Genomic DNA, 22,645 nt, shown 5'->3' with positions numbered 1-22,645 from the left:
TTATTTCGATCAGGAGTTCCACCGATGGCCGATATCGACGAGCTTCGCCGATACCTCAAGAAAACCGCTGTAGAGCTGTTCGAGACCAAGCAGAAACTGCACGAGGTCACCGATCGGGCCCGGGAGCCGATCGCGATCGTGGGAATGGCCTGCCGTTATCCCGGCGGGGTGAGCAGCGCGGCGGATCTGTGGCGGGTCGTCGTCGAGGGCGCCGACGTCATCGGCGACTATCCGGCCGATCGGGGCTGGGATATCGGGCGGCTGTACAACCCGGATCCCGCGGCGCCGGGCACGGTCTACGCGAAGGAGGGCGGATTCCTCCATACCGCAGGGGAATTCGACGCCGGGTTCTTCGGGATCGGTCCCCGCGAGGCGCTGGCGATGGACCCGCAGCAGCGCCTGCTACTGGAGGCATCCTGGGAAGCGTTGGAGGACGCCGGGATCGATCCGATATCCCTGCGCGGCAGTGACACCGGCGTGTTCACCGGTGTCGGTCAGCAATACTACGGTCCCCGGATCGGGTCGCCCGGAGTGGCGGCCGAGATCGAAGGGGCGGCGTATCTGGGCGGCTTGAACAGCGTGGTGTCGGGCCGCGTCGCCTACACCTTCGGTTTCGAGGGTCCGGCGATCTCGATCGATACCGCGTGCTCGTCGTCGCTGGTGGCCATCCACCTGGCCTGCCAGGCGCTCTATCGGGGCGATACCGCGCTGGCGCTCGCGGGCGGGGTGACCGTGATGTCCGACCCCGCACTGCTGATCGCGTTCGCCCGGCAGCGGGCCCTGTCGCCGGACGGCCGGTGCCGGGCCTTCGCCGCCGACGCGAACGGCACGGGGTTCTCCGAGGGGCTCGGAGTCGTTGTGCTGGAACGCCTTTCCGATGCCCAGCGGCTCGGACACGAGGTGCTGGCCGTGGTGCGGGGCAGCGCGGTCAACCAGGACGGAGCGTCCAATGGTTTGAGCGCCCCGAACGGGCCCTCGCAGGAACGGGTCATCCGTGCGGCCCTGGCCCGGGCCGGTCTCGACCCGCGCGACGTCGACGCCGTGGAGGCCCACGGCACGGGGACGAAGCTGGGCGACCCGATCGAGGCGCAGGCGCTGATCAACGTCTACGGCCGTCGGCGCGCGGCCGATCCGCTGGCGCTGGGCTCGCTCAAATCGAACATCGGGCATACCTCCACCGCCGCCGGGGTGGGCGGTGTGATCAAGATGGTGCAGGCGTTGCGGCACGGGATCCTGCCGAAGACGTTGTACGTGGAAGAACCTACGCCGCATGTGGATTGGTCCACCGCGGGGGTGCGGTTGCTGGCCGAGCCGCAGCTGTGGCCGTCCGGTGAGCGAGTGCGCCGCGCGGGAGTGTCCTCCTTCGGCGTCAGCGGCACCAACGCGCATCTCATTATCGAGGAGGCGCCGAGCGCGGAGCCCTCTGTGGACGGTGACAGCGACGGCGATCCGGCGAATCCGGTGTTCGGTGATCGCGGCGTCCTGTCCTGGATCGTGTCGGCGTCCACCGCGGAGGCGCTGTGCGAGCAGGCCGCCCGGCTCGGCGATTGGGTGCGATCGCACCCGGACGGTGATCCGGCGGATATCGCGCACACGCTGTTGCGGCATCGCGCGGGGCTGGAGTGGCGGGGTGCGATCGTGGGGCGCGATCGGGCGGATCTGCTCGCGGGATCGCAGGCACTGGCCGATCCCGCGGCGCTGCCCGGCACCGGCGGGTTCGAGGTGGTGTCCGCTCGATCCACCGCGCGCCGGGTGGCGTTCGTCTTCCCGGGGCAGGGCAGTCAGTGGATCGGCATGGGCGCCGAATTGCTCGCGGCCGGTGGAGTTTTCGCGGAGGCGATCGCCGAGTGCGAGCAGGCGTTGGCGCCGTTCGCGGACTGGTCGCTGACGGCCGTGCTGCGGGGCGATCCGGGTGCGGCGTCGCTGGACCGGGTCGAGGTGGTGCAACCGGCGCTGTTCGCCATGATGGTGGCGCTGGCGCGGGTGTGGCGGGCCGCCGGGGTCGAGCCGGAGGTGGTGATCGGGCATTCGCAGGGTGAGATCGCGGCGGCGGTGGTCGCCGGTGGTCTGTCCCTGTCGGATGGGGCGCGCGTGGTCGCCCTGCGGTCGCGGATCGTGGCCGCCGAACTCGCCGGGACCGGAGGTATGGCCTCGGTGAATCTGGCGGCCGAGGCGGTGGCGCGGCGGCTGACCGGTTTCGGTGATCGGCTGTCCATCGCGGCGGTCAACGGCCCGGGACAGGTCGTGGTGTCGGGGCACGCGGAGGCGATCGTCGATTTCGTGGCCGGTTGTGAGGCCGAAAACATTTGGGCGCGTACGATTCCGGTGGATTACGCCTCGCATTCCGTTGCGGTGGAATCGATTCGGGACCGGGTGCTGGACGAGCTGGCGCCGGTAGCGCCCACGCCGGGTTCGGTGCGGTTCCTCTCGACGGTCTCCGCGCAGGACGTCGGCACCGAGACCTTGAACCCCGCGTACTGGTACCGGAGCCTGCGCGAGCGAGTGCGGTTCGCCGAGGCGGTGGAGGCGGCCCAGCGCGAGGGGATCGACGCCTTCATCGAAGTGAGCCCGCATCCGGTGCTGACCCTCGGGATGGAGTCGACCGCCGGATCGATCGGCATGACCGATCGGGTGGTCGTGCAGGGCACCCTGCGGCGCGAGGACGGCGGCGTCCGGCGGATGACCGCGGCGCTGGCACAGGCGCGGTGCGGCGGCGTCGAGGTCGACCCGGCGGCGCTGGCGCCGGTCGCGAACCGAGTGGGGTTGCCCACCTACGCATTTCAGCACAAGCACCTGTGGCTGGAGCCGACAGCGGTCGCCGATGTGCGACGGTCCGGTCTGGACGAGGGCGGGCACCCGCTGCTGGGCGCGCTGGTCCGGCTGCCCGATTCGGCGGACGTCGTGTTCACCGGCCGGATATCCCTGGCTGACCAGCCCTGGCTGGCCGATCACGCGGTCGCGGGAACCGTGCTGCTGCCCGGTGCGGCGCTGGTGGAGCTGTCCCTGCACGCGGGAGCGATCCTGGATTGCCCCCGGCTGGGTGAGCTGGTGAGCGAGGCGCCGTTGATCGTGCCCCCCGTGGGGGCGACCGAGCTGCGGGTGGTGGCCGCGGGGCCGGATGCGGGCGGCGCCCGAGTGGTATCGGTCCATTCGCGTCCCGCGCAGGATCATGCCGCCGAGCGGGCCGTCGACGGCGAGCGGAGCTGGATTCGTCATTCGGTCGCCACCGTGGTCACCGACGACGAAATCGCCACGGCGGACCAGGATCTGGTGATCTGGCCACCGGCCGATGCCACCGCGGTGGACCTGACGGGCGCCTATGCCGACCTGGCGGCGGCGGGCTACGAGTACGGGTCGGCCTTCCAGGGACTAGTCGCGCTGTGGCGGCGCGACGACGACATTTTCGCCGAGGTCACACTCCCGGAATCGGTGCGCGCGCGAGCCGGGCAGTTCGGTATTCATCCCGCACTGCTGGATGCCGCCCTGCACGCCATCGCCCTGGGCGGCGCGGCCCCGGCCGTCGAGGACGGGCAGATCGCGGTGCCCTTCTCGTGGGAGAACGTCGTCCTGTCCGCGACCGGCGCGACCAGCGTGCGCGTTCACCTGCACGGTGCGGCCGACGGATCGGTCGCGGTGACCCTGGCCGATCCGTCGGGTGCGCCGGTCGCCGAGGTGGCCGCGGTGCGTCTGCACGCGTTGGAGCGCTCGGCGCTGGCCGGGTCGATGCGGCGCGCGGGCGGCGCGGGGTACCGGGTGGTGGACTGGGTCCCCTCGCCCACACCGCAGGTCGCCGATACCGGAAGGTGGGAGCGGGTGGACGGCGCGGAAACCGTCACCCTCGCCGACCGGACGGTGGCCGTGGTACGCCTCGACGAGCGGACACCGGATCGGGATCTGCCGACCGCGACGCGGGAGGTGGTCACCACCCTCATGACCCGGCTGCAACGACTGCTCGGCGAGGATCCCACGATCGTCGTGGTCACCCGGCGTGCGGTGGCGGTGGGCCCCGGTGAGGTGGTGGACCCGTCCGCGGCGGCGGCGTGGGGGATGCTGCGCAGCGCCCAGAGCGAACACCCCGACCGGATACTCGCGGTCGACATCGAGGAGTGGTCCACCCTCGAGCAGGATGTCGCGGCGGCGCTGACGACCGACAACGAACCGCAGTTGGCGGTGCGAGGCCCCGTCTCGTACGCGCCGCGGCTGGCGCACGGCGCCGATCCGGTGCTCGGCAGCGAACGGGTGCACACCGGCGCGGCCTGGGAACTGACCACGCGCGGCGCCGGAACCTCGGCCGAGGACAATTTCGTCTTCACCGAGAATCCGGCCGCGGCGGCGCCACTGGAACCGGGGCAGGTCCGGGTGAGCGTGCGGGCGGTCGGGCTCAATTTCCGCGATGTCCTCATCACCCTGAATCAGTTCTCCGACGGCCGGGCCGGTACGGCCGGTATCGGTTCGGAAAGCGCCGGTGTGGTGCTGGACGTCGCACCCGACGTGACCGAATTCGCGCCGGGTGACCGGGTTTTCGGGTTCACCTCCGGGGTCGGCTCGGCGGTGGTGGCCGATCGGCGGCTGCTCGCCCGGATGCCGGACGGGTGGACCTTCGCCGAGGCGGCATCGGTCCCGGCCGTCTTCGGCACGGCGTACTACAGCCTCGTGGATCTGGCCGCGGCGCGCGCCGGCGAGACCGTGCTGCTGCACGCCGCGACCGGCGGGGTCGGCATGGCGACCATCCAGCTGGCCAGGCATCTGGGGTTGCGGCTGTTGCTGACCGCCAGCAAGGGCAAATGGAATATCTTGCGGGACTTGGGATTCGACGACGATGTCATCGCCGACTCTCGTGCTCCGGGTTTCGAGAGCCGATTCGCGGCGGCGACCGGGGGCGAGGGCGCGGACATCGTCCTGAACTCGCTGACCGGCGAGTTCGTGGACGCCTCACTCCGGCTGCTGCCGCGTGGCGGCCGCTTCGTCGAGTTGGGGCACACCGACGAACGCGACCCCGTCGAGGTGGCCGCTCGGCATCCGGGCGTCGAGTACCACACCTTCGTCCTACTCGATGTGCGTCCGCAGCGGCTGGGCGAAATCCTGGCCACCCTCGCCGGACTCTTCGAGACCGGGGCGCTGCCCCCCGTTCCGGTCACCGCCCAGGACGTGCGCCGGGCGCCGGAGCTGTTCCGGCACTTCGGTCAGGCCCGCCACATCGGCAAGAACGTTCTCACCGTTCCGGCGCCGCCGAATCCGGCGGGGACGGTACTGATCACCGGTGGAACGGGTGGTCTGGCCGCGATCCTGTCCCGCCATCTCGTCACCGAATACGGTGTGCGCCGTCTTGTGCTGGCCGGACGTCGTGGCCCGGCCGCTCCGGGTACGGCGGAACTACGCGACGAACTCGCCGCACTCGGTGCTCGGGTCGAGATCGTGGCGTGCGACGCGGCCGACCGCGCCGCCCTCGACCGGGTGCTCGCGGCGATTCCGGCCGAGCATCCGCTCACCGGTGTGGTGCACGCGGCCGGTCTGCTGGCCGACGGCCTGTTCACCGAGATGAGTCCGGACCGGCTCGCCACCGTGTTGCGCCCCAAGGTCGATGCCGCATGGAACCTGCACGAGGCCACCGCGGGCCTGGACCTGTCCTTCTTCGTGCTCTACTCCTCGCTCGCCGCGGTGGTCGGTGGTCCCGGCCAGGCCAATTACGCCGCGGCCAATGCCTTCCTCGACGCGGTGGCCCGGCAGCGCACTCTCGCCGGGCTGCCCGCGACCTCGATGGCGTGGGGACTGTGGCAGCAGAGCACCGGGATGACCGGCGATCTGGAAGCGGCCGATCTGGCCCGGGTGCGGCGCTTGGGCTTCGTGCCGGTCGGGGAATCGGACGGGATGGAGTTGTTCGACGCGGCCTTCGCCGCCGGTGTTCCGGCCCCGGTCACGGTCCGGATCGATCGCGCCGGACTCGATGCGGCGGATCCGGCGGACCTGCTCCCGATCATGCGTGGTCTGGTCCGTCCGGCGCGGCGGCGGGCCGGTGTCGCGGCGAGCGGATCCTCGGATCTGGCGGCGCGGCTGCGGGGCCGCACACCCGCCGAACGCGAAGAGGCCGTGTTCGCGCTGGTTCGCGTGCACGCCGCGGCGGTCCTGGGCCACGACGACGCCGAATCCCTCTCCGTCGACAAGCCTTTCAAGGAGATCGGGCTCAATTCGCTCGGTGTCATGGAGTTCCGCAACCGTCTGGTCAAGGCCACCGGCCTGTCCCTGCCCACGACAGTGGTCTTCGACCATCCGACGGTGACGGGCCTGGCGGGCCATCTGCTGTCGCTGATCGAGCCCTCCGCAGCGCGGGAACCCGCCGCTCGCCCGTCGCTCGCGCTAACCGACGACCCGATCGTCATCGTGGGTATGAGCTGCCGATTCCCCGGTGGTATCGAGTCGCCGGACGATCTGTGGCGGATTCTCGCCGAGGGCTCCGATACGACCGGTGATTTCCCGGCGGATCGCGGGTGGGACTTGGAGCGGCTGTTCGATCCCGACCCCGACACCCTGGGCACGGTCTATACCCAGCGCGGCGGATTCCTCAGCACCGCCGGCGATTTCGACGCGGCCTTCTTCGGTATCGGCCCGATGGAAGCCACGGCGATGGATCCGCAGCAACGCCTGTTCCTGGAAGCCTCCTGGGAAGCGCTGGAGAACGCCGGTATCAATCCACATGTGTTGCATGGCAGTGAAACCGGTGTATTTGCCGGCGCCTGCTATTCGGGCTATTTCGATCAGGTGGCCGGTGGCGAGCTCGAGGGTTTCCGGCTCACCGGTACCTCGTCGAGTGTGGTCTCCGGCCGAGTCGCCTATGCCTTCGGTTTGCAGGGGCCCGCGGTGACGGTGGACACCGCCTGCTCATCCTCGCTGGTCGCCCTGCACCAGGCCCGCCAGGCGCTGCGTAGCGGGGAGATCTCACTGGCATTGACCGGTGGGGTCACCGTCACAGCGAACCCCTATATGTATATCGATTTCGCCCGTCAACGCGGTCTGGCGGCCGATGGCCGCTGCAAGCCGTTCTCCGCCGGAGCCGACGGGGCCGGTTTCTCGGAGGGCGTCGGTGTGCTTGTGCTGGAACGACTTTCCGACGCCCGGCGCCTCGGTCATGAGGTGCTGGCCGTGGTCCGGGGCAGCGCGATCAACCAGGACGGCGCGAGTAACGGCCTGGCCGCGCCCAACGGCCGCGCGCAGGAGCGGGTCATCGCCGCCGCTCTGGCCAACGCCGGTGTGACGCCGGACGATGTGGACGCGGTGGAGGCCCACGGCACCGGCACCCCCCTGGGGGATCCCATCGAGGCGAACGCGCTGATCGCCGCCTATGGGTGCGACCGGGACGGCGAACCGTTGCGGATCGGATCGGTGAAATCCAATATCGGTCATACGATCGCCGCGGCCGGTGTCGGTGGCGTGATCAAGATGGTTCAGGCGCTTCGTCATGAGATTCTGCCCAAGACACTGCACGCCGACGAGCTGAGCCCGCATGTGGATTGGTCGGCGGGCACGGTGCGGGTGCTGACCGAGGCTCAGCCCTGGCCGGCCACCGGCCGCAGGGCCCGCCGGGCCGGGGTGTCGGCGTTCGGGGTCAGCGGGACCAACGCGCATGTGATCATCGAGGAAGCTCCCGTGATGCCGGCGTCGTCACGGCCGGTAGGTGACGGCGTCACATCGGCCGAGCCGGCTGCCGAGCCCGGGGTGGTTCCGGTGGTGGTGTCCGCGAAGTCGGCCCAGGCGCTGCGTGATCAGGCCGACCGGCTCCGGGAGTGGCTGATCGAGCATCCGGACTCCGACCTCTGGGCGGTGTCGCGAAGCCTGCTGGATTCGCGGGCCCGGTTCGACCGATCGGGCGTGGTGACCGGCCGCGATCACGACGAGGTGATCGCCGGTTTGACAGCGTTGGGATCGGGATCGCCAGCGCCGGGTGCGGTCTCGGTCGAACCGGTTCCCGGGAAAACGGCGTTCCTGTTCACCGGCGGGGGGGCGCAGCGTCCGGGGATGGGCCGGGATCTGTATGAGACGTTCCCCGTTTTCGCGGCGGAAGTGGACAAGATCAGTGCGGAGTTGGACCCGCTGATCACCAGCCATCGAGGCTCGCCGGATGCCGCGCCGCCCCTCAAAGAGGTGATGTTCGCGGCGGATTCGGCGGATTCGCTGAACCGTATCGAATGGTCTCATCCCGCCTTGTTCACCTTCGAGGTGGCGCTGTTGCGGTTGTGGGAATCGCTGGGGGTCACCCCGGACCTGCTGATCGGGCATTCGATCGGGGAACTCACCGCGGCCTATGCGGCCGGGGTGTGGTCGCTGACCGACGCGTGCGCGCTGGTAGCGGCCCGTGCTTGGCTGATGGGCGCATTGCCCGCCGGCGGGGCGATGCTGGCGGTGGCGATTGGGGAGCCGCGGGCGATCGAGCTGATCAGCGTCTTCGGTGACCGGATATCGGTCGCGGCGTTGAACGGTCCCTCGTCGACGGTTCTGTCCGGGGAGGCCGGCAGTATCGACGCGATCGAACATCAACTCCGCGACGCCGGAGTGAAGACCACTCGCCTGCGCATCAGCCACGCGTCCCACTCGGCGCTCGTGGACCCGATGCTGGACGAATTCCGTGTGGTGGCAAGGACATTGACATACCATCAGCCGTCGCTGCCGATAGTCTCCACTGTGACCGGTGGATGGGCCGGGGACGAATTGACCGATCCCGAGTATTGGGTGCGCGAGGTGCGGCAGGCGGTGCGATTCGCGCCCGGGGTGGCGATCGCGATCGATTCCGGCGCGCGCCGATTCATCGAAGTGGGTCCCGACGAGGTATTGGCGACCATGATCCGCGGCTGCCTGGCCGAGCGGCCGGAGATCGAACGGGCAGCGCTGGTGGTGGCCTCGTCCACCCCGCGTTCAGCGGATGAGGTGAGCTCATTCGTCTCGGCGCTGGGGCAGGCCTACGCAGCGGGCCTGCCGGTACGCTGGGACTCGCTGTTCGCACGCCGCCACCTGGAACGAATTTCATTGCCCACGTATGCTTTCCAGCACAAGCGTTATTGGTCGCGGCCGGTGGCTCCCGGCGTGAGCGACTCGTTCGGTCATCCATGGCTGACAGCCTCGGTGCCGCTCGCCGGTACGCGGGAGTGGCTGTTCACCGGCCGTATCTCGCTGCGCACACATCCGTGGCTGGCCGATCATTCGGTCGCCGGTTCGATCCTGTTTCCCGGCACCGGGTTCGCCGAACTGGCCCTCGCCGCCGGGGATCGGCTCGGGACCGAAGTCATCGAGGAATTGGTGCTCGAGACCCCACTCGTTCTCCCCGCGAGATCCCAGGTGGATCTTCAGCTCAGCGTCGCCGCACCCGACGACTCGGGCCGCCGCGGTTTCACGATCCATTCCCGGCCGATGGGCGATGCGGACCCGGATGCGCAGATCCAGTGGGCGACGCACGCCACCGGCACCTTCACGGCCGCCACGACACCCGAGGCGGCCTGGGATGAACCGGTCTGGCCGCCCAGCGGCGCACGGCCCATGGATGCCGGGTCCCTTTACGACCGCTTGTCGGCCGAGGGGTTCGGCTACGGTCCGGCCTTCCAGGGCGTAACCACGCTCTGGACCCGGGGTGGGCAAGCGTTCGCCGAGGTCTCTCTCGACGAGACCGCCGGTGGCGCATCGGAGTTCGGCATTCATCCGGCTCTCCTGGATGCCTGCCTGCACGCCGGTGCCGATGTCCTCTCCGAAGGGCTGGCGCGAGGGCAGGTGCCGCTGCCGTTCTCCTTCGCGGGGGTCCGTCTCCGGCGGCGGGGCGCGTCGGCGGTCCGCACTCGAGTGCGGCGACATGGTAGTGGCCGGGTGGGTATCGAACTTGTGGACTCCACGGGCGGGCCTGTTCTGACCATCGATACGGTCACGGTCAGGGGCATGGACCCGGCGTCGCTGCGCGCGGCCGGTGGGAGCGCTGGCCATACGCCGCTGGTCATCCGCTGGCAGCCCGATGAATCTGCCGAATCCGCCTCTGCGGCAGTGGCATTGGCGTCTCTGGGAACGGTTCGGATTCCCGGCGTCGACCTGCATTACTCCACTGTCGGTGAACTCACCGCCGCCGAGACGATGCCCGATGTGATCGTGTGGTCCGCCGGCGCGGAGACCACCTCGGCCCGGGATGCGGTCCACGCCGCGTGGGACACGCTCCGATTGTGGCTGGCGGCGGAGCGTTCGGCCGACACCCGATTGGTGATAGCCACCCTGCGGGCGGCCGGTCGACTCGCTGAACCGGTGGATACGGCCGCCGCGGCGGTCATGGGCCTGGCTCGCAGCGCCCACGCGGAATTCCCGGATCGGATCATCCTGGTCGACCATGACGGGGAACTCTCCGCCGATCTTGTGCGCGGCCTGCTCGCTTCGAATCAGCCGCAGGCTATGGTTCGCGATTCCCGCGTATTCGTGCCGCGATTGGTCCCAGGGAACACGGCTCAGAGGACTCACGCACCAACCGGGCCCTTCGGGGACGGCACCGTCCTGATCACCGGCGGAACCACCGGCATCGGCGCGCTCATTGCCCGGCATCTGGCCAGTGTCCACCAGGTCCGGCACCTTCTCCTCGCCTCTCGGCGTGGGGCGGCCACCGACGGGGCCCAGGAGCTGGTAGCCGAATTGGTCGCACTGGGCGCCCGGCCTCGCATCGTCGCCTGCGATGTCGCGGACCGGGGGGCGGTGACCGCCATGCTCGGCGCGATAGCAGATGATCACCCGCTCACCGCGGTGATTCACTCTGCGGCCGTGATCGACGACGCCACGATCGAATCCCTGAGTCCGGACCGTATCGACCGCGTCCTGGCGCCCAAGGTGGCGGGCGCCCAGAACCTGCATGACCTCACCGGGGACCATGGTCTCTCGGCGTTCATCCTGTTCTCCTCCCTCGCGGCGACCATCGGTTCGCCCGGACAGGGCAACTATTCGGCGGCGAACTCCTTCATGGATGCTCTCGCCCGGAACCGCCGGGCGCAGGGGCTTGCGGCGCTGTCTCTCGCCTGGGGCCCGTGGAACCAGAACACCGGGTTAACCGGCAGTCTGGACCACGTCGCAATCAGCCGCATGGAGCGGATGGGTATGCGGGTACTCGGCGACCCCGCCGGGCTGGCGCTGTTCGACGCCGCCCTCGGCATGGACGAGTCCGTGGTCATCGGAGCCGAGTTCGAGACCGCGACGCTGGCCGGCCAGGCCGCTGCCGGGGTGCTCCCCGAGCTGCTCACCTCCCTGGTCCCGGCCCGGACCCGGCGGGTGAGCACACAGACCACCACGACCGGTGGCGATCTGCTGAACAGACTCGCCGCCGCGCCCGAGGACAAGCGGGAGTCGCTGGCACTGGAGGTTACCCGGGAACATCTAGCGGCGGTCCTGGGGCTTTCCTCGGCGCACGACGTCGATCCGGACATCGCGTTCAACGAGCTCGGCCTCGATTCGCTCAGTGCCATCGAACTCCGGAACAGTCTGGCCGCGGCCACGGATATGCGATTGCCCGCGACACTGGTCTTCGACTATCCGACGGCGGCCGCCGTGGCAGGGTTCCTGCTCTCGCAGGTCCCGGCCGCTCCGGTGAATTCGGTGGTCGACCAGCACTTGGCCGCGCTGCGTGAACTGCTGGCGAGCCCCCCTTCGAACGCCGAACGGGATCGCCTCACCGAAGGGCTGCGGGAACTCCTGACACAGGCGCGGGTGGAACCGGCCATCCGGACCGAAGTCGAGCAGGCTAGTGTCGAGGATCTTTTCGAACTCATCGACCAGCATCACGATGCCGAACTGGGCTGAAAGCTCCGACGAGTATCGGCGGCTGCGCCAGACTCTGTACCGCCCTCTGATCGGAATCGGAATGCCGGCGGACAGGCGGGCACAGGCAGTGGAACTGATCATGCAAGTTCTCGAAGAGACGACGGGAGCATGATGCGAATGGCGAAATTGTACCCTGACCAGCAATTGAAGCGGCGCGTCATGGCCTGGGCGCTGAAGCTGCGTGTCAACCCAAAGCGGGTCGAAATCGTCGACATGCCGCGGAAGTGGGGTTCCTGCTCAAGCGACGGCGTCGTGAAGTTCGCTGAGGAACTGTCCGGTGCTGATGATGCCTTCCAGGATTACGTCATCGTTCATGAACTGCTGCACCTTCGCTATCCAACCCACGGAAAGCGGTTCCAGGCCATGATGTCCGCGATGGTGCCAGAGTGTGGCGAGAGCTGGAGCGTCAAAGTCGCCACATGACTGAGAGAACAGCCCCGAGCGGTACGCACTCTGGATGACGGTGAACGCCCCGGAGGTCGATGGCGGTCGATCCACGGCGGCTTGCGGATCGGTGTCGTGATCTGCGGGTCGAGGCTGAAGGCGGCGACACCGAGGGCTGCGGGTCCGTCGCGATTCGGCGTTCGGTCGGGGAGCATCCATACCTTGCGTGGGTTCACCAGAACGGGGCGAGGCGGTTGAAGTCGGCGCAACGCCGCGTACCTGTCGTCGTCCATAGTGGCGCTCATCCGGTTTGCGTGAGCGGGCCGGCGATCGCCGCGACCGCGGTCTGCCGAGTCCAGCATGTCCGGCCTGGCCCGGCTCCGGCGAGGGTCAGTCGCGAGATGCGCGGGCGAGCGCCACGCCCGGATACGCGGACATCGAGATGCACCGCCTGCAGGCGACCCCTGCCTTGGCCGAGACCGGTGTAGGCGGCGGGCCGGCACTCCAGTTGTAGATCCGGCCGGGCCCAGCCGGGGGAGGTGACGATGAATACGGCGCCGTGGCTGCGTGCGCGCGACGACCGCGCGGGACCGTGACGGCGGTGCGGATCCGGCGACGTCGAGCACCACGACGGGGACGCCTTCGAGCAGGACCACGGCGATCGCCATCGGGTCGTCTCCGGGGTTCGGCACGTGCGCGAGTCGTCCGAGGTCGCCACCCATCTCGTGGAATGCGAGTAGGCCTATTCTCGGGTTGCCCAGGACCGCTGCCGTTTCGCCAGCGGCGGTGACGGCGGCCAATAATCCGAGCAGCACCGAGCCGCCGCCCGTGCAGCCGACCACACAGCCGCGCGGCAGTCCGCCATCGGGTAGCGCCTCACCGAGTCCTCCTGGGATCTCGAGGACATCCGCCACGGGCACTGGTGGGACGGTAGCGGCGCCGACTTTGCCCGGGATCGCCGCCATTCGGGCGCGCAGCGCGTCCAGTTGTGCGGCGCGCGGCAGCCCGGCCAGCGGCCTGTCGGGCCGCTCGCCATCTTCCTGAAGGCCGCTTCTGTCGAACATATGTTCGTATAATGACATGCCTGGCAGCGCTGCGTCGATAGCGAATCAGGATCGATAGCTGAAAGTACGCTGATGGTGTGGTTGCGGTGCCGGAACCGATGCTGGCCGTCGCAGGGAGGCCGCCGGATACTGCTGCCTGGGCGATCGAAATGAAGTGGGACGGCGTGCGCGCAATCGTCGTCTGCGACAGCGACAGCTGCCGCCTGTACAGCAGAAACCGTCGAGACGTCACCAGTTCCTATCCGGAGCTCGCCGCAGCGATCGCGGAGTCTGCGCGGGGTCGGGAGTTGATTCTCGACGGCGAAGTGATCGCGCAGAAGCCGTCTGGCGCACCATCGTTCGGTTTGCTGCAACGTCGTATGCATGTCGTGCGGCCCACTCAGCAGCTGATCCGGTCGGTGCCGGTGCAGCTGTACGGGTTCGACGTATTGACCGCGGACGGCGAGGATGTCACGGGGCTTCCCTATCTGACTCGGCGTGCCCGCCTGGACGGCCTCGATTTGTCGGCACCGTTGGTGAGCGTCCCGCCGCACTGGTTGGAGGTCGACGCCGATCGGATGCTCGAAGTGGCCCGCGAGCACCACCTCGAGGGCATCGTGTCCAAGGAGATCGAATCGGCCTACCATCCGGGTCGCCGGTCGCCGGTGTGGATCAAGACCCCGATCCGCCGAACTACCGAGGCGATCGTGACCGGGTGGACGCCCGGGACCGGGATGATGTCGCGCACCTTCGGGTCGCTGGCGTTGGGCGCCTACGACTCCGCCGGTCGCCTCGTCTACATCGGCAACGTCGGCACCGGGTTCACGATGGCGGCCCGCCGCAGCCTGAGGGCACGACTCGACGAACTCGCCACATCGGAAAGTCCGTTCGACACGCCTCTCGGTGGTCGTGCCCGCCCCGCAGCGGTGCACTGGGTACGGCCGGAGCTGATCGGCGACATCGAATACCGCGAATACACCGGTGAAGGGCTGCGACACCCGAGCTGGCGGGGCCTGCGCAGCGACAAGGAACTCACCGAGATCACCCTGCCGGGCTAGCCGATCGTGTTTGGAAACCCGGCCACGGCGCGGTCACCCTGGACCGGACGAGAGTTCACATAAGGGGATCCGTCCCAGCGGGTCCCCTTACGCGCTCCGGTCACGACGCATCGGGTGTCTCGGTGATCAGCTCCGATGAGTCAGTCAGCACCTCGGCGGCCTCGCTCTGATGACGAAGGACAGCGTTGAAGGCCTGCCGGAGCGCATCACCGTATCCGCGCAGGTACATGGACGACGGCTGGAACGAAAACTTGTCGAACCCGACGGGGTCGGCAAGTCGGCCGATCCTCAGCGAGCCGAGGCACCAGGCTTCACCGCCGGCCGCGCTGGTCGCGTGGCTTGCCCACCGCCGTCAACTCCTCCGTGGCAGCACCGTGGTGCGGGCCTTGTTCGTCACCATGCGTGCTCCGCACCGGCGTCTGGCGGTGCGCACCGTCGACGACATCGTCCGCACTGTCGGTGAGGACGCCGGTCTGGTCCTCGCTCCCGGCACCCTGCGCGCCACCGCCGGGCGACGGTTCCTTCATGAGGGAACACACCGCCGCCGGTCGTCGCTGCCCGCTCGACCGTGGCCCCGCTACCACCCGCCGCGTCCGCTGAGCATCAGCTCAATCTCGACAACGCGTCGCTCGAGTCGCGCCGAATGAACGCTGTCCGCAGCCTTCCTCGCCGCAGCGGTCTGTCAGGCCGGGTCGTCGCGACCGCGTGCGGGTTCGCGCGCTCCGCGCGAGTTCGGTGGTGTGTGTGCGCTCGACTGTCGCAGTGCCGAAAACAGGCACCAAGCCGGTGGAAGCTAGTCCCACGCCCGAATAGAGATCGGTGCCATGGGTGCGAGTGGCTGTGCCCGGAACTGTGACATGGATTACTACTGCCGGACCACGAAGCAGCGCAGGCGCAGCAGTGGCTGGCCTGGGCAATGTCATACCGAGTAAGGCTCGACCCATTCCGGGCACCGGTGCGAATGCCGACAGTTCCTGAGCCCGACCGGACGGCGCTCAAGCCTTATCTGAGTGGCCGGAGCGATCGAGGATTGGATCTGGGTGGGGGAGGGTGTCGATGCCGCGGTGCGGTCGGAACGGGCGTGCTGTTGTCCGCGCCACCGCGGGGACCTCCATGAAGTTTGCTGGTGCATTGCTGAAGTGTTGAAGTCTTCGGCGTGTCGTTTCCCGACACGCCAAAGACTTCTTCTTCGAAGAGCCGCGACGGCGCTCGACTTCGAGTTCCGCCTCGAAGTTCGGCGACACGAGCTTCGAGTTGTTTGCGGCTCTATGGCTTTGGTGGTGACGGCCTGGGCGGGATCTCCTTCTCCGGCCGTTCGGCAACGAGTCCTATCGGCTCGTAGGCGACGATGCGGGCGGGGTCCTTGCCGCATTCCGGGCATCGCCTGGACGACGAGCCATGCCTGGTCGGTTCATCGACCTCGCCGACCGCCGATCGACTCCGGTCGACTTCGCGGGCGATCTGGGTGGGCGTTCGTCCGTCCTCGTAGTGGTGCGTGAGGATGGCGGCGACTACGTCTGGATCCCGGCGCCGGGATCGGTCTCGGTCGCAGATCATCTGCGCCACCTTCGCCCACTGACCGTCGCACGATTCGAGCGATCTGCGCGTGTGTACGGCGGGTTTGTCTTCGACGATGTGCGCACTGTCGAGACGTTCATCGGTCGGTGCGGCGTCCGTGTCGGCGGCGTCGATGCACTCGTCGGAACCGGGCTGTGCGGGCTTTTGTGCACGGCCCTGCGAGTGGGCGAGCGCGAGCAACGCCACGGTGGCTTGGGTCATCGAGCCTTCGATGATCAGTGGCCACAGCCATGCTTCGCTGTCGGGGACTCCAGCGAGCAGAGCCAGTGCGCGCAGGGCAGTGAACGACAGCCGGAAGGCGGCGGCCGCGATCAGCAGGGTCATGACGGTGGCGATTGCGCGGGTGAGGCTCGCGGTGAAGTGCGCGTGGACAAGGACGGCGACGCCGTGCACCGCGGCGAGCAGGGCGACCGGCGGCACGATGGGCACCGCAGCTGCGATCGCCGGCAGGGCGGGCGCGTGCAGGACCGCATGGGTGGCGTTGCCTGTGACGCTCACCGTCGCGGCGGTGATGAGGACGCATCAGAAGAAGGTATGTGCTCTCGGCTGTCCGTCGCCCGTTGCGGGAGGTGGTGGGGAGCACGCAGGTTCGAGGGTTCGTGGACGAGGTGAGACGTTGGCGGTATTGCCGATCGGCTGCATGTGACCGCTTCCTGACGGGTCGGATAGGGAAGGCTGTCGGCCGGTTGGCGTGGTCGCTGATCGACCGTCGCGGTTCCGCTCCAGGGCGGGCGCGGCGGTCGGGTGGCGAGAAGATGGTGATGTGGCGCCCATCGAAGTGGCCCGATCGGAACTGGTCCGCCCTGGATTCGGGGCAACGCGAACTGCCGACTCTTCTCGGGCCACTCGACCAACGACACGCAAACGTCACGCTTTCAGCGATTGTTCGGATTCAACGGGATTCGTTGGGATCCAAATTTCCGGCATCCGTGCAGCTCACGGGCGCTTTCGGGAACTCTTGAGAACTCAGAAAAACCGTCTACTCAGAAACGGCAGGTTTCTGGTTCGAGTCCAGATGGGGGAGCAAGAAAACAACCCCCTACCAGGTGATCTTTGGTTCTAGGGATCGTCGCAACACCCCAGTTAAGGGGAGATTGCGATGGACTTCAAGACACGGGCTGATCGGAAGCCACAGGGGCGTAAGAAGCTGCGGGCCGAGCGGGCGGAGTATCTCCGTCTTGTGGAACTCGGTTACAGCAACAAAGCGGCATCGAAGATGGTCGGCGTCAACGAGCGCACCGGGCGCGAGTGGCGTAACGGCCGGGACGATCCGAAACGCCGGAGGCCGCCCGCTCGTGCCGAGCGGGCGGCCTCCGCTACGTCCAAGTCGCGGTATCTGACCGAGGACGAACGCATCCATATCGCCGACCGGCTCCGCGCCACCGCCGCACCCAGGACCAGCACCGCCGGTATCGCGATCCCGCCGACAAGGAAAACCGCACCAGGGCGATCATGCGCGAGTGGGGCGTCGCTATGGTGACGGCCACCAAGGCGGCTCGCTGCCGCGCTGCGCTGGCGCAAGGGGCGCTTGAAGCCGACGCATAGGTGACTTGTCAGCTTGGATCCCCACATTGAGATGATCTTGAAATGGCCGGTACGTGCCAGTGTGGAACATGCCTTCGCCCGAATGAAGACTTGGAAGATCCTCCGCGACTGCCGCCTGAAGGGCAACGGCGTCCACCACGCCATGCGTTGCCCGCCTCCACAACCTCAACCTCGCCGGATAAGCGGACCCGGCCGCAGCGGCCGACCGCATCCGACCAGCCCCGAAGGTCATTTACGGGACAACCCTTAAGCTGCTGGCAGCGCCGTGGCAGACGACATCGACGCCGCCGTCGCGGTGTTGGCTGGGCCAGCCGCCTCGAATACCGTAACGATTCTGAGCCTCGCGGGGACGTGCCTCGCAGGTCTGTACCGCTTTCACGGTGATCTTCTGCGCCTGATTCTCGTTGGCGCTGACCTGACACGCGGCATGTTCGTCGGAGTGGACCTGGACCAAGCGGCGTTCATAAGTGCGGACCTGACCGAGGCTGTCTTCGTCGGCGTGACTCTTGAGAAAGCGTCTCTTGGATCAGCTGATGCCGACCAAACCTACCTATCCGGCGCCAACCTGACTGACGCGGACTTGACCGGTGCGGATCTGACCGGCGCGGACCTGACTGGTGCCAACCTCACTCGTGTGGACCTCACCAGCGCGGACCTGACCGCCGCCAAACTAGTTGGCGTACGGCACGACGAGACGACCATCTGGCCAGATGAGGATTCCAACCACCTCAGAGGTAGCAGCGCGGCCGGTTCGTCCGCGTAGCCGCTCTCACCGCGTAGTAGTGAGGGCTGTAGTCCTGTTTCACCTGTGCCATGGTTTGCGTCTGTAGGCATCGCGGCCCACGAATTTCGAACGGGAATGGCTGGTGACGCCGTCACCAGCGTGCGACCCGTGAACCGGTGATATCCCTGGTGACGGTGTCACCAGAAACGTGTATGTTTGCGTATCGAAACGTACTCAAACGTCGTTAGATGTAGTTCAGAACCGCTGGTAGAGCGGCGTTTTACGGTTGTGACCAGCAGTTTCGACGGTCGGGGACCAGGAGGTTCGAGTCCCCTTAGCTCCACAAATTGACACGAATAGTGCTATTGATCAGGGGTTTTGCTGTCTTTCAGCCATGAGACCAGCTTCGGTCGGGTGTCACATATCTCCTGGTCAGCGCCTGTTTTCTTGTTCTAGTTGGCCCCCAAGGTGTGTTTTCGTTCCCGCTCGGTGTTGATTAAGTCGGAAGGCACTCTTTCATTACCGCGACCACGAGCCATGCTCGTCGCAAGTGCGGTCTCACCTGGTCATCATGGATTGATGTCAGGACCGAGCCCGCCCGTGTGTGTCGCGGGTGCGGACGCCACGCTCGCGCAGACGATTCAACACGGTGGCCGGATCGACGGCAAAGTGTTTCCCGACTCGTGCCAGGGACCAACCGAGACGGTAGAGGCGGATCGCCTCGTCGGTCTGGTCGGGGGACAGGCCGCGTCGGCGCATCGGCACGTCGTGCCGCTACAGGATGGCGCTGATGGTGCGGCGGTCGACACCGAATCGGTTGCTCAGTTCGCAGGTCGTTGCGCCAGCGACATAGTCGTGTATCAGCATCTGGACGTGGTCCTGATCGAGTTGTCGTGCCCGCCTCGGCGTGGACCGGCGGGGCGGCAAAGGTGAACTCCCGCCACCGATCGCGGTGCGGTCGTCACGACGACGTGGCTTGTCGGCCATCTGTTCTCGCGCCAGTTCGACGAGCACCTTCGCGATCTTGCCGGCATCGGGCGGATCATGACGGACGCCACGAACCGCAAGTTCGCCCCACCGGGTAACGGTGTTGATCGGAGTTGTCATGCGTCCACTCCCTACCTGAAGGCAAGTTCGCGTCAAGCTTCCGGTATGGGTCGTACCGTCGCAGGTCGCCTTGCGGCTGACCACGGATACGGTCACCAGCCTGGCATAACCAGTCTTTACGAACGGGTTCACGGTTACCGATAAGCCATATTCGCTCCAACTGGCTATGGTTCGATCAAGTACCCGCAAATGCCGCATATCGGTTGTTCGGCAGCCCGAAAAGTGCTGTACAGCAGCTTATCTCACGCCGCCACAGTCAAAGCGGTGCGGTATCGTTCGTTGCCGCCTTTGACGCCATCGAGAACGGTGGCTGTTCGAACATCAATGTGTCGCCTGTTGCGGCGGTTTCGCGTTCTGCGGGTCGGCGACATGCCGAAAGCCAGCGGCCCCGTAGCCTCAGGCCGACGCCTGACGCCTCGTCTCTCACTACGTGGAGTCGTCGCGTGGAGGTCGTAACGTAGAGTGCGGTTCCGGGGGACAAGCCGGGACCGCCGTCGGGTGCGGCCCCGGACCGACCTCCTGCCCGCTCCGGAGGCCGCCGGCACGACCGCGTGGCCATGGCTGAATCGAGGTCGGCGCCCACGTGGAGGCCGCAGCGAACGCAGTGACGTCCTGTTCACCTGGCGCGGCGATATCCCGCGACGCGGCGACGACCCGCGACATGTCGCGCCCGGCGCGCCTGCACGCCCACAGCGCCGTCTCCATGGCCCTGGCGCTGCACAGCGATCACGCGTTGCGCGAGCTCGTGGATGCGGCCGCGCCGATCGGCGCCGGTATCGGCGGGAAGTCGGCGCTGCTGGAGGTCGCCGGAACCCCGGTCTTTGTGAAGCGAGTGCCCCTCACCGACCTGGAACGGCAGCCGGAGCACGTCCGGTCCACGGCGAACCTGTTCGACGTGCCGCTCTTCTGCCAGTACGGCGTCGGCCTCATCGGCGGGCCGGGCTTCGGGGCCTGGCGCGAGCTCGCTGTGCACACCACGACGACGAACTGGGTGCTCGCCGCCGAACACGAGGGCTTCCCGCTGATGTACCACTGGCGGGTGTTGCCGGACACGACGCCGCTCCCGGAGGAGCTCGCCGACATCGATCGCGCCGTCGCCTACTGGGACGGCCGACCGCAGGTACGCCACCGGATCGAGGCCCTCCAGGACTCTTCGGCGAGCATCGCGCTGTTCCTGGAGTACATCCCGCAGAACCTGCACGGGTGGCTGAACGCCCAGATCGAGGCGGGCGACGAGGCCGCCGACCGGGCCTGCGCCACGGTGGAGCGGGAACTGGCCGCCGGCACCGCGTTCATGAACAGCCGTGGGCTGCTGCACTTCGACGCGCACTTCGAGAACATCCTGACCGACGGTCAACGCCTCTACTTCGGCGACTACGGCCTCGCGCTCTCCTCCTGGTTCGACCTCTCGCCGGAGGAGGCCGCGTTCTTCGACCAGAACCAGAGCTACGACCGCGGCTACACCGCCACCTACCTGGTGAACTGGCTGGTCACCGCCCTGTACGGGCTCCGGCGGGAGGACCGGGAGGCGCGCGCCACGATGGTGCGCGCCTTCGCCGAGGGCAAGCCGCCGGAGGGCATCCCTAAGGAGGCCGCCACGGTCCTCACCCGGCACGCGCCGATCGCCGCGGCGATGTCCGCGTTCATGCGTGCGTTCCAGCAGGCGAGCCGGAGCACCCCGTATCCGGACGAGGAGATCCGCCGCCTGCTGGGCGGCCAGGCATCTGTGCTCGTTCAGCCCGTGTGACGGACCCGGAAGCGGGTGGGCGCGGCCGGATCCCGGTCGACGACCTGGACGGGCGGCCATACCCATGTTCGTGCCTCGATCTGCGATCGATGCTGCACCGCAGTGTATTTCGTGTCGCAAACCGCCCTGTATGCGGCTACTTACAGGACGTTCTGCCCCCGGAGTCTCATGCTCCGCCCCCGGGTCCTGCACCGGGTGGAAGCCGATTGTTGCCGGGAGGGTGGATCGGCTCCGAGCGATTTCCGAACAAGTAGTCACGGAAGGCCCGCAGATACTCGTCCAGTTCCCGTTGATCATCGAACCAGGCATCGGTTGGGTCGTACCATTCGCTCGGGGTCGGGCGACGCGCGATCACATAGTCGAGGGCTTCGCGCATCATGGCCGCATAGGTCGGGTCGTTGGCCAAGATCGCGCGCTCCATCGAGACCATGTGCTCCCACTTCCGATCACCGAACTTGGGATTGTGCATGTATACCAGCGACACCAATAGACTTTTGATATGCGGGATTTCGTCCCACCACGTAGGGGACGTACCTGTGACAGGAGGCTTATTCATAAGCCTGTCCCGCAATCGGCTGTGGCATAGCAACTCTCGTGGCCTGTGTGGCCGGTGAGACGGTGATCGCACTGCTTGATACGTCGGCGCGTCGCAGCCGAATTGGCAACGGCCCTCATGTATCTCAGTTCGTGGAGTTACGAAGTCTACGAGCGAGAACGAGGGCCGTTGCGGTACAAGGCTATTACGGGGCTGACCGATGGGCAACTGACGGAACTGACTGCCCGGGTACACGAGACCGTCGGCGGGTTCGAGTCGGCCGGTCGCCCTTACGCGTTGAGCTTGTTCAGGTCTGTCGCTTTGGTGGTGTCGTTGATGCGCAGAAACCTCGTCCAGGATGTCGCGGGCGCGTTCTTCGGGATCAGTCAGTCCACGGTGAGCCGCCGCTGGGATCTGCTGCGACCGGTGATCGCTGACGTACTCGAAGAGTTCGTTCCCAACCCCCGCGACGTCATCGGAGTCGGGTCCGTGCTGGTGGACGGCACAATCTGCCCGACCTGGGACTGGTCGGCGATCCCGGACCTGTTCTCCGGAAAAACCCAGTATCCGGGGTTCAACATCCAGATCGCCGCCGACCTCGACGGCAGGCTCGTCGCGGTCGGCATGACGATCGTGCACGGCGCCCGACACGACGCGCACGCATACGCCGCCTCCGGACTCGCCGACCTTCTCGCCGAGATCGACACTGTCGCCGATTCCGGTTACGTCGGTGTCGACGGAATCGATCTGGTGCCCTACAAGAAACCTCCGGGCCGCGAACTGCACGAGAGCCAGGCCGCGTTCAATACCGCACTCTCCGGAATCCGGGCCGCGGTGGAGCGAGCCGTCGCTCACCTGAAGACCTGGCGCATGCTCAGCGAGGAAGGCGGCCGCTACCGCGCGCCAGTCCACAAATTCCCCTCTGCCCTGAAAACGATAGTCGCACTGCACTTTTTCGCGGAGGCTTATGAATAACGCTCCAGGTATCGGGTAGCCGGAGCGTTCGACCGTTCGGTCGACACCCCGGAGGCGCCACGTCGGCCCGGTCCGAAGGTTCCTCGGCGGATACCAGACGCCTCGCCACCGGGACTCCGAGAGTGGGAG

General features: G+C 67.5%; 11 protein-coding genes and 1 pseudogene. 8 read left to right on the top strand and 4 right to left on the bottom strand.

The window, feature by feature from the left end; all coding sequences use genetic code 11:
* Positions 1–24: 24 nt before the first annotated feature.
* The 3 genes from ACV7NQ_RS04995 to ligD all read left to right on the top strand — a co-directional run bounded on the left by ACV7NQ_RS04995 (position 25) and on the right by ligD (position 14,305).
* A complete protein-coding gene (locus ACV7NQ_RS04995) occupies positions 25–11,799 on the top strand; it encodes an SDR family NAD(P)-dependent oxidoreductase (RefSeq protein ID WP_463358538.1) in 11,775 nt (3,924 codons plus the stop codon).
* 138 nt (positions 11,800–11,937) lie between these two features.
* The gene (locus tag ACV7NQ_RS04990) at positions 11,938–12,243 is read left to right on the top strand and encodes a M48 metallopeptidase family protein (protein WP_463358537.1); all 306 of its coding nucleotides are present in this window, start codon (positions 11,938–11,940) and stop codon (positions 12,241–12,243) included.
* 1,111 nt (positions 12,244–13,354) lie between these two features.
* Positions 13,355–14,305: a non-homologous end-joining DNA ligase gene (gene ligD, locus ACV7NQ_RS04985; protein ID WP_463358536.1), complete on the top strand. Its 951-nt coding sequence runs from the start codon at positions 13,355–13,357 to the stop codon at positions 14,303–14,305.
* Positions 14,306–14,616: 311 nt separating this feature from the next.
* Here the strand turns inward: ligD and ACV7NQ_RS04980 are convergent, their stop codons facing one another.
* The gene (locus ACV7NQ_RS04980; RefSeq protein WP_463358535.1) at positions 14,617–14,832 is read right to left on the bottom strand and encodes a hypothetical protein; all 216 of its coding nucleotides are present in this window, start codon (positions 14,830–14,832) and stop codon (positions 14,617–14,619) included.
* Positions 14,833–15,571: 739 nt separating this feature from the next.
* Positions 15,572–16,381, bottom strand: a complete 810-nt coding sequence (locus ACV7NQ_RS04975; protein WP_463358534.1) for a DUF2637 domain-containing protein — start codon at positions 16,379–16,381, stop codon at positions 15,572–15,574.
* A 601-nt stretch (positions 16,382–16,982) separates the two neighbouring features.
* Here ACV7NQ_RS04975 and ACV7NQ_RS04970 point away from each other — a divergent pair.
* From ACV7NQ_RS04970 to ACV7NQ_RS04960, 3 genes and pseudogenes are all read left to right on the top strand, one after another.
* The gene (locus tag ACV7NQ_RS04970; RefSeq protein WP_463358533.1) at positions 16,983–17,363 is read left to right on the top strand and encodes a hypothetical protein; all 381 of its coding nucleotides are present in this window, start codon (positions 16,983–16,985) and stop codon (positions 17,361–17,363) included.
* Positions 17,364–17,477: 114 nt separating this feature from the next.
* Positions 17,478–17,610 (top strand): annotated as a pseudogene (locus ACV7NQ_RS04965) (IS5/IS1182 family transposase); the annotation flags it as partial.
* Positions 17,611–17,693: 83 nt separating this feature from the next.
* Positions 17,694–18,191 (top strand): pentapeptide repeat-containing protein, encoded by a 498-nt coding sequence (locus ACV7NQ_RS04960; protein WP_463358532.1) that lies wholly within the window; start codon positions 17,694–17,696, stop codon positions 18,189–18,191.
* A 735-nt stretch (positions 18,192–18,926) separates the two neighbouring features.
* On the opposite strand, the gene ACV7NQ_RS04955 is transcribed toward ACV7NQ_RS04960, so the two are convergent.
* Entirely contained in the window at positions 18,927–19,259 is a 333-nt protein-coding gene (locus ACV7NQ_RS04955; protein WP_463358531.1) for a hypothetical protein, read from the bottom strand.
* A 583-nt stretch (positions 19,260–19,842) separates the two neighbouring features.
* On the opposite strand from ACV7NQ_RS04955, the gene ACV7NQ_RS04950 reads away from it, so the two are divergent.
* Positions 19,843–21,006 carry a protein kinase family protein gene (locus ACV7NQ_RS04950; RefSeq protein ID WP_463358530.1) on the top strand — a complete coding sequence of 388 codons (1,164 nt, stop codon included), beginning with the start codon at positions 19,843–19,845 and terminating at the stop codon, positions 21,004–21,006.
* Between the two features lie 166 nt (positions 21,007–21,172).
* Here the strand turns inward: ACV7NQ_RS04950 and ACV7NQ_RS04945 are convergent, their stop codons facing one another.
* Entirely contained in the window at positions 21,173–21,490 is a 318-nt protein-coding gene (locus ACV7NQ_RS04945; RefSeq protein ID WP_463358529.1) for a hypothetical protein, read from the bottom strand.
* Positions 21,491–21,679: 189 nt separating this feature from the next.
* Between ACV7NQ_RS04945 and ACV7NQ_RS04940 the strand changes: the two genes are divergently transcribed.
* Positions 21,680–22,516, top strand: a complete 837-nt coding sequence (locus ACV7NQ_RS04940) for a transposase family protein (RefSeq protein WP_463358528.1) — start codon at positions 21,680–21,682, stop codon at positions 22,514–22,516.
* Positions 22,517–22,645 lie beyond the last annotated feature (129 nt).

Source organism: Nocardia sp. Tas62D01 (assembly GCF_055232035.1).
Note: the sequence above shows the minus strand (reverse complement) of the source record. Positions and strands in the feature narration are given on the sequence as shown.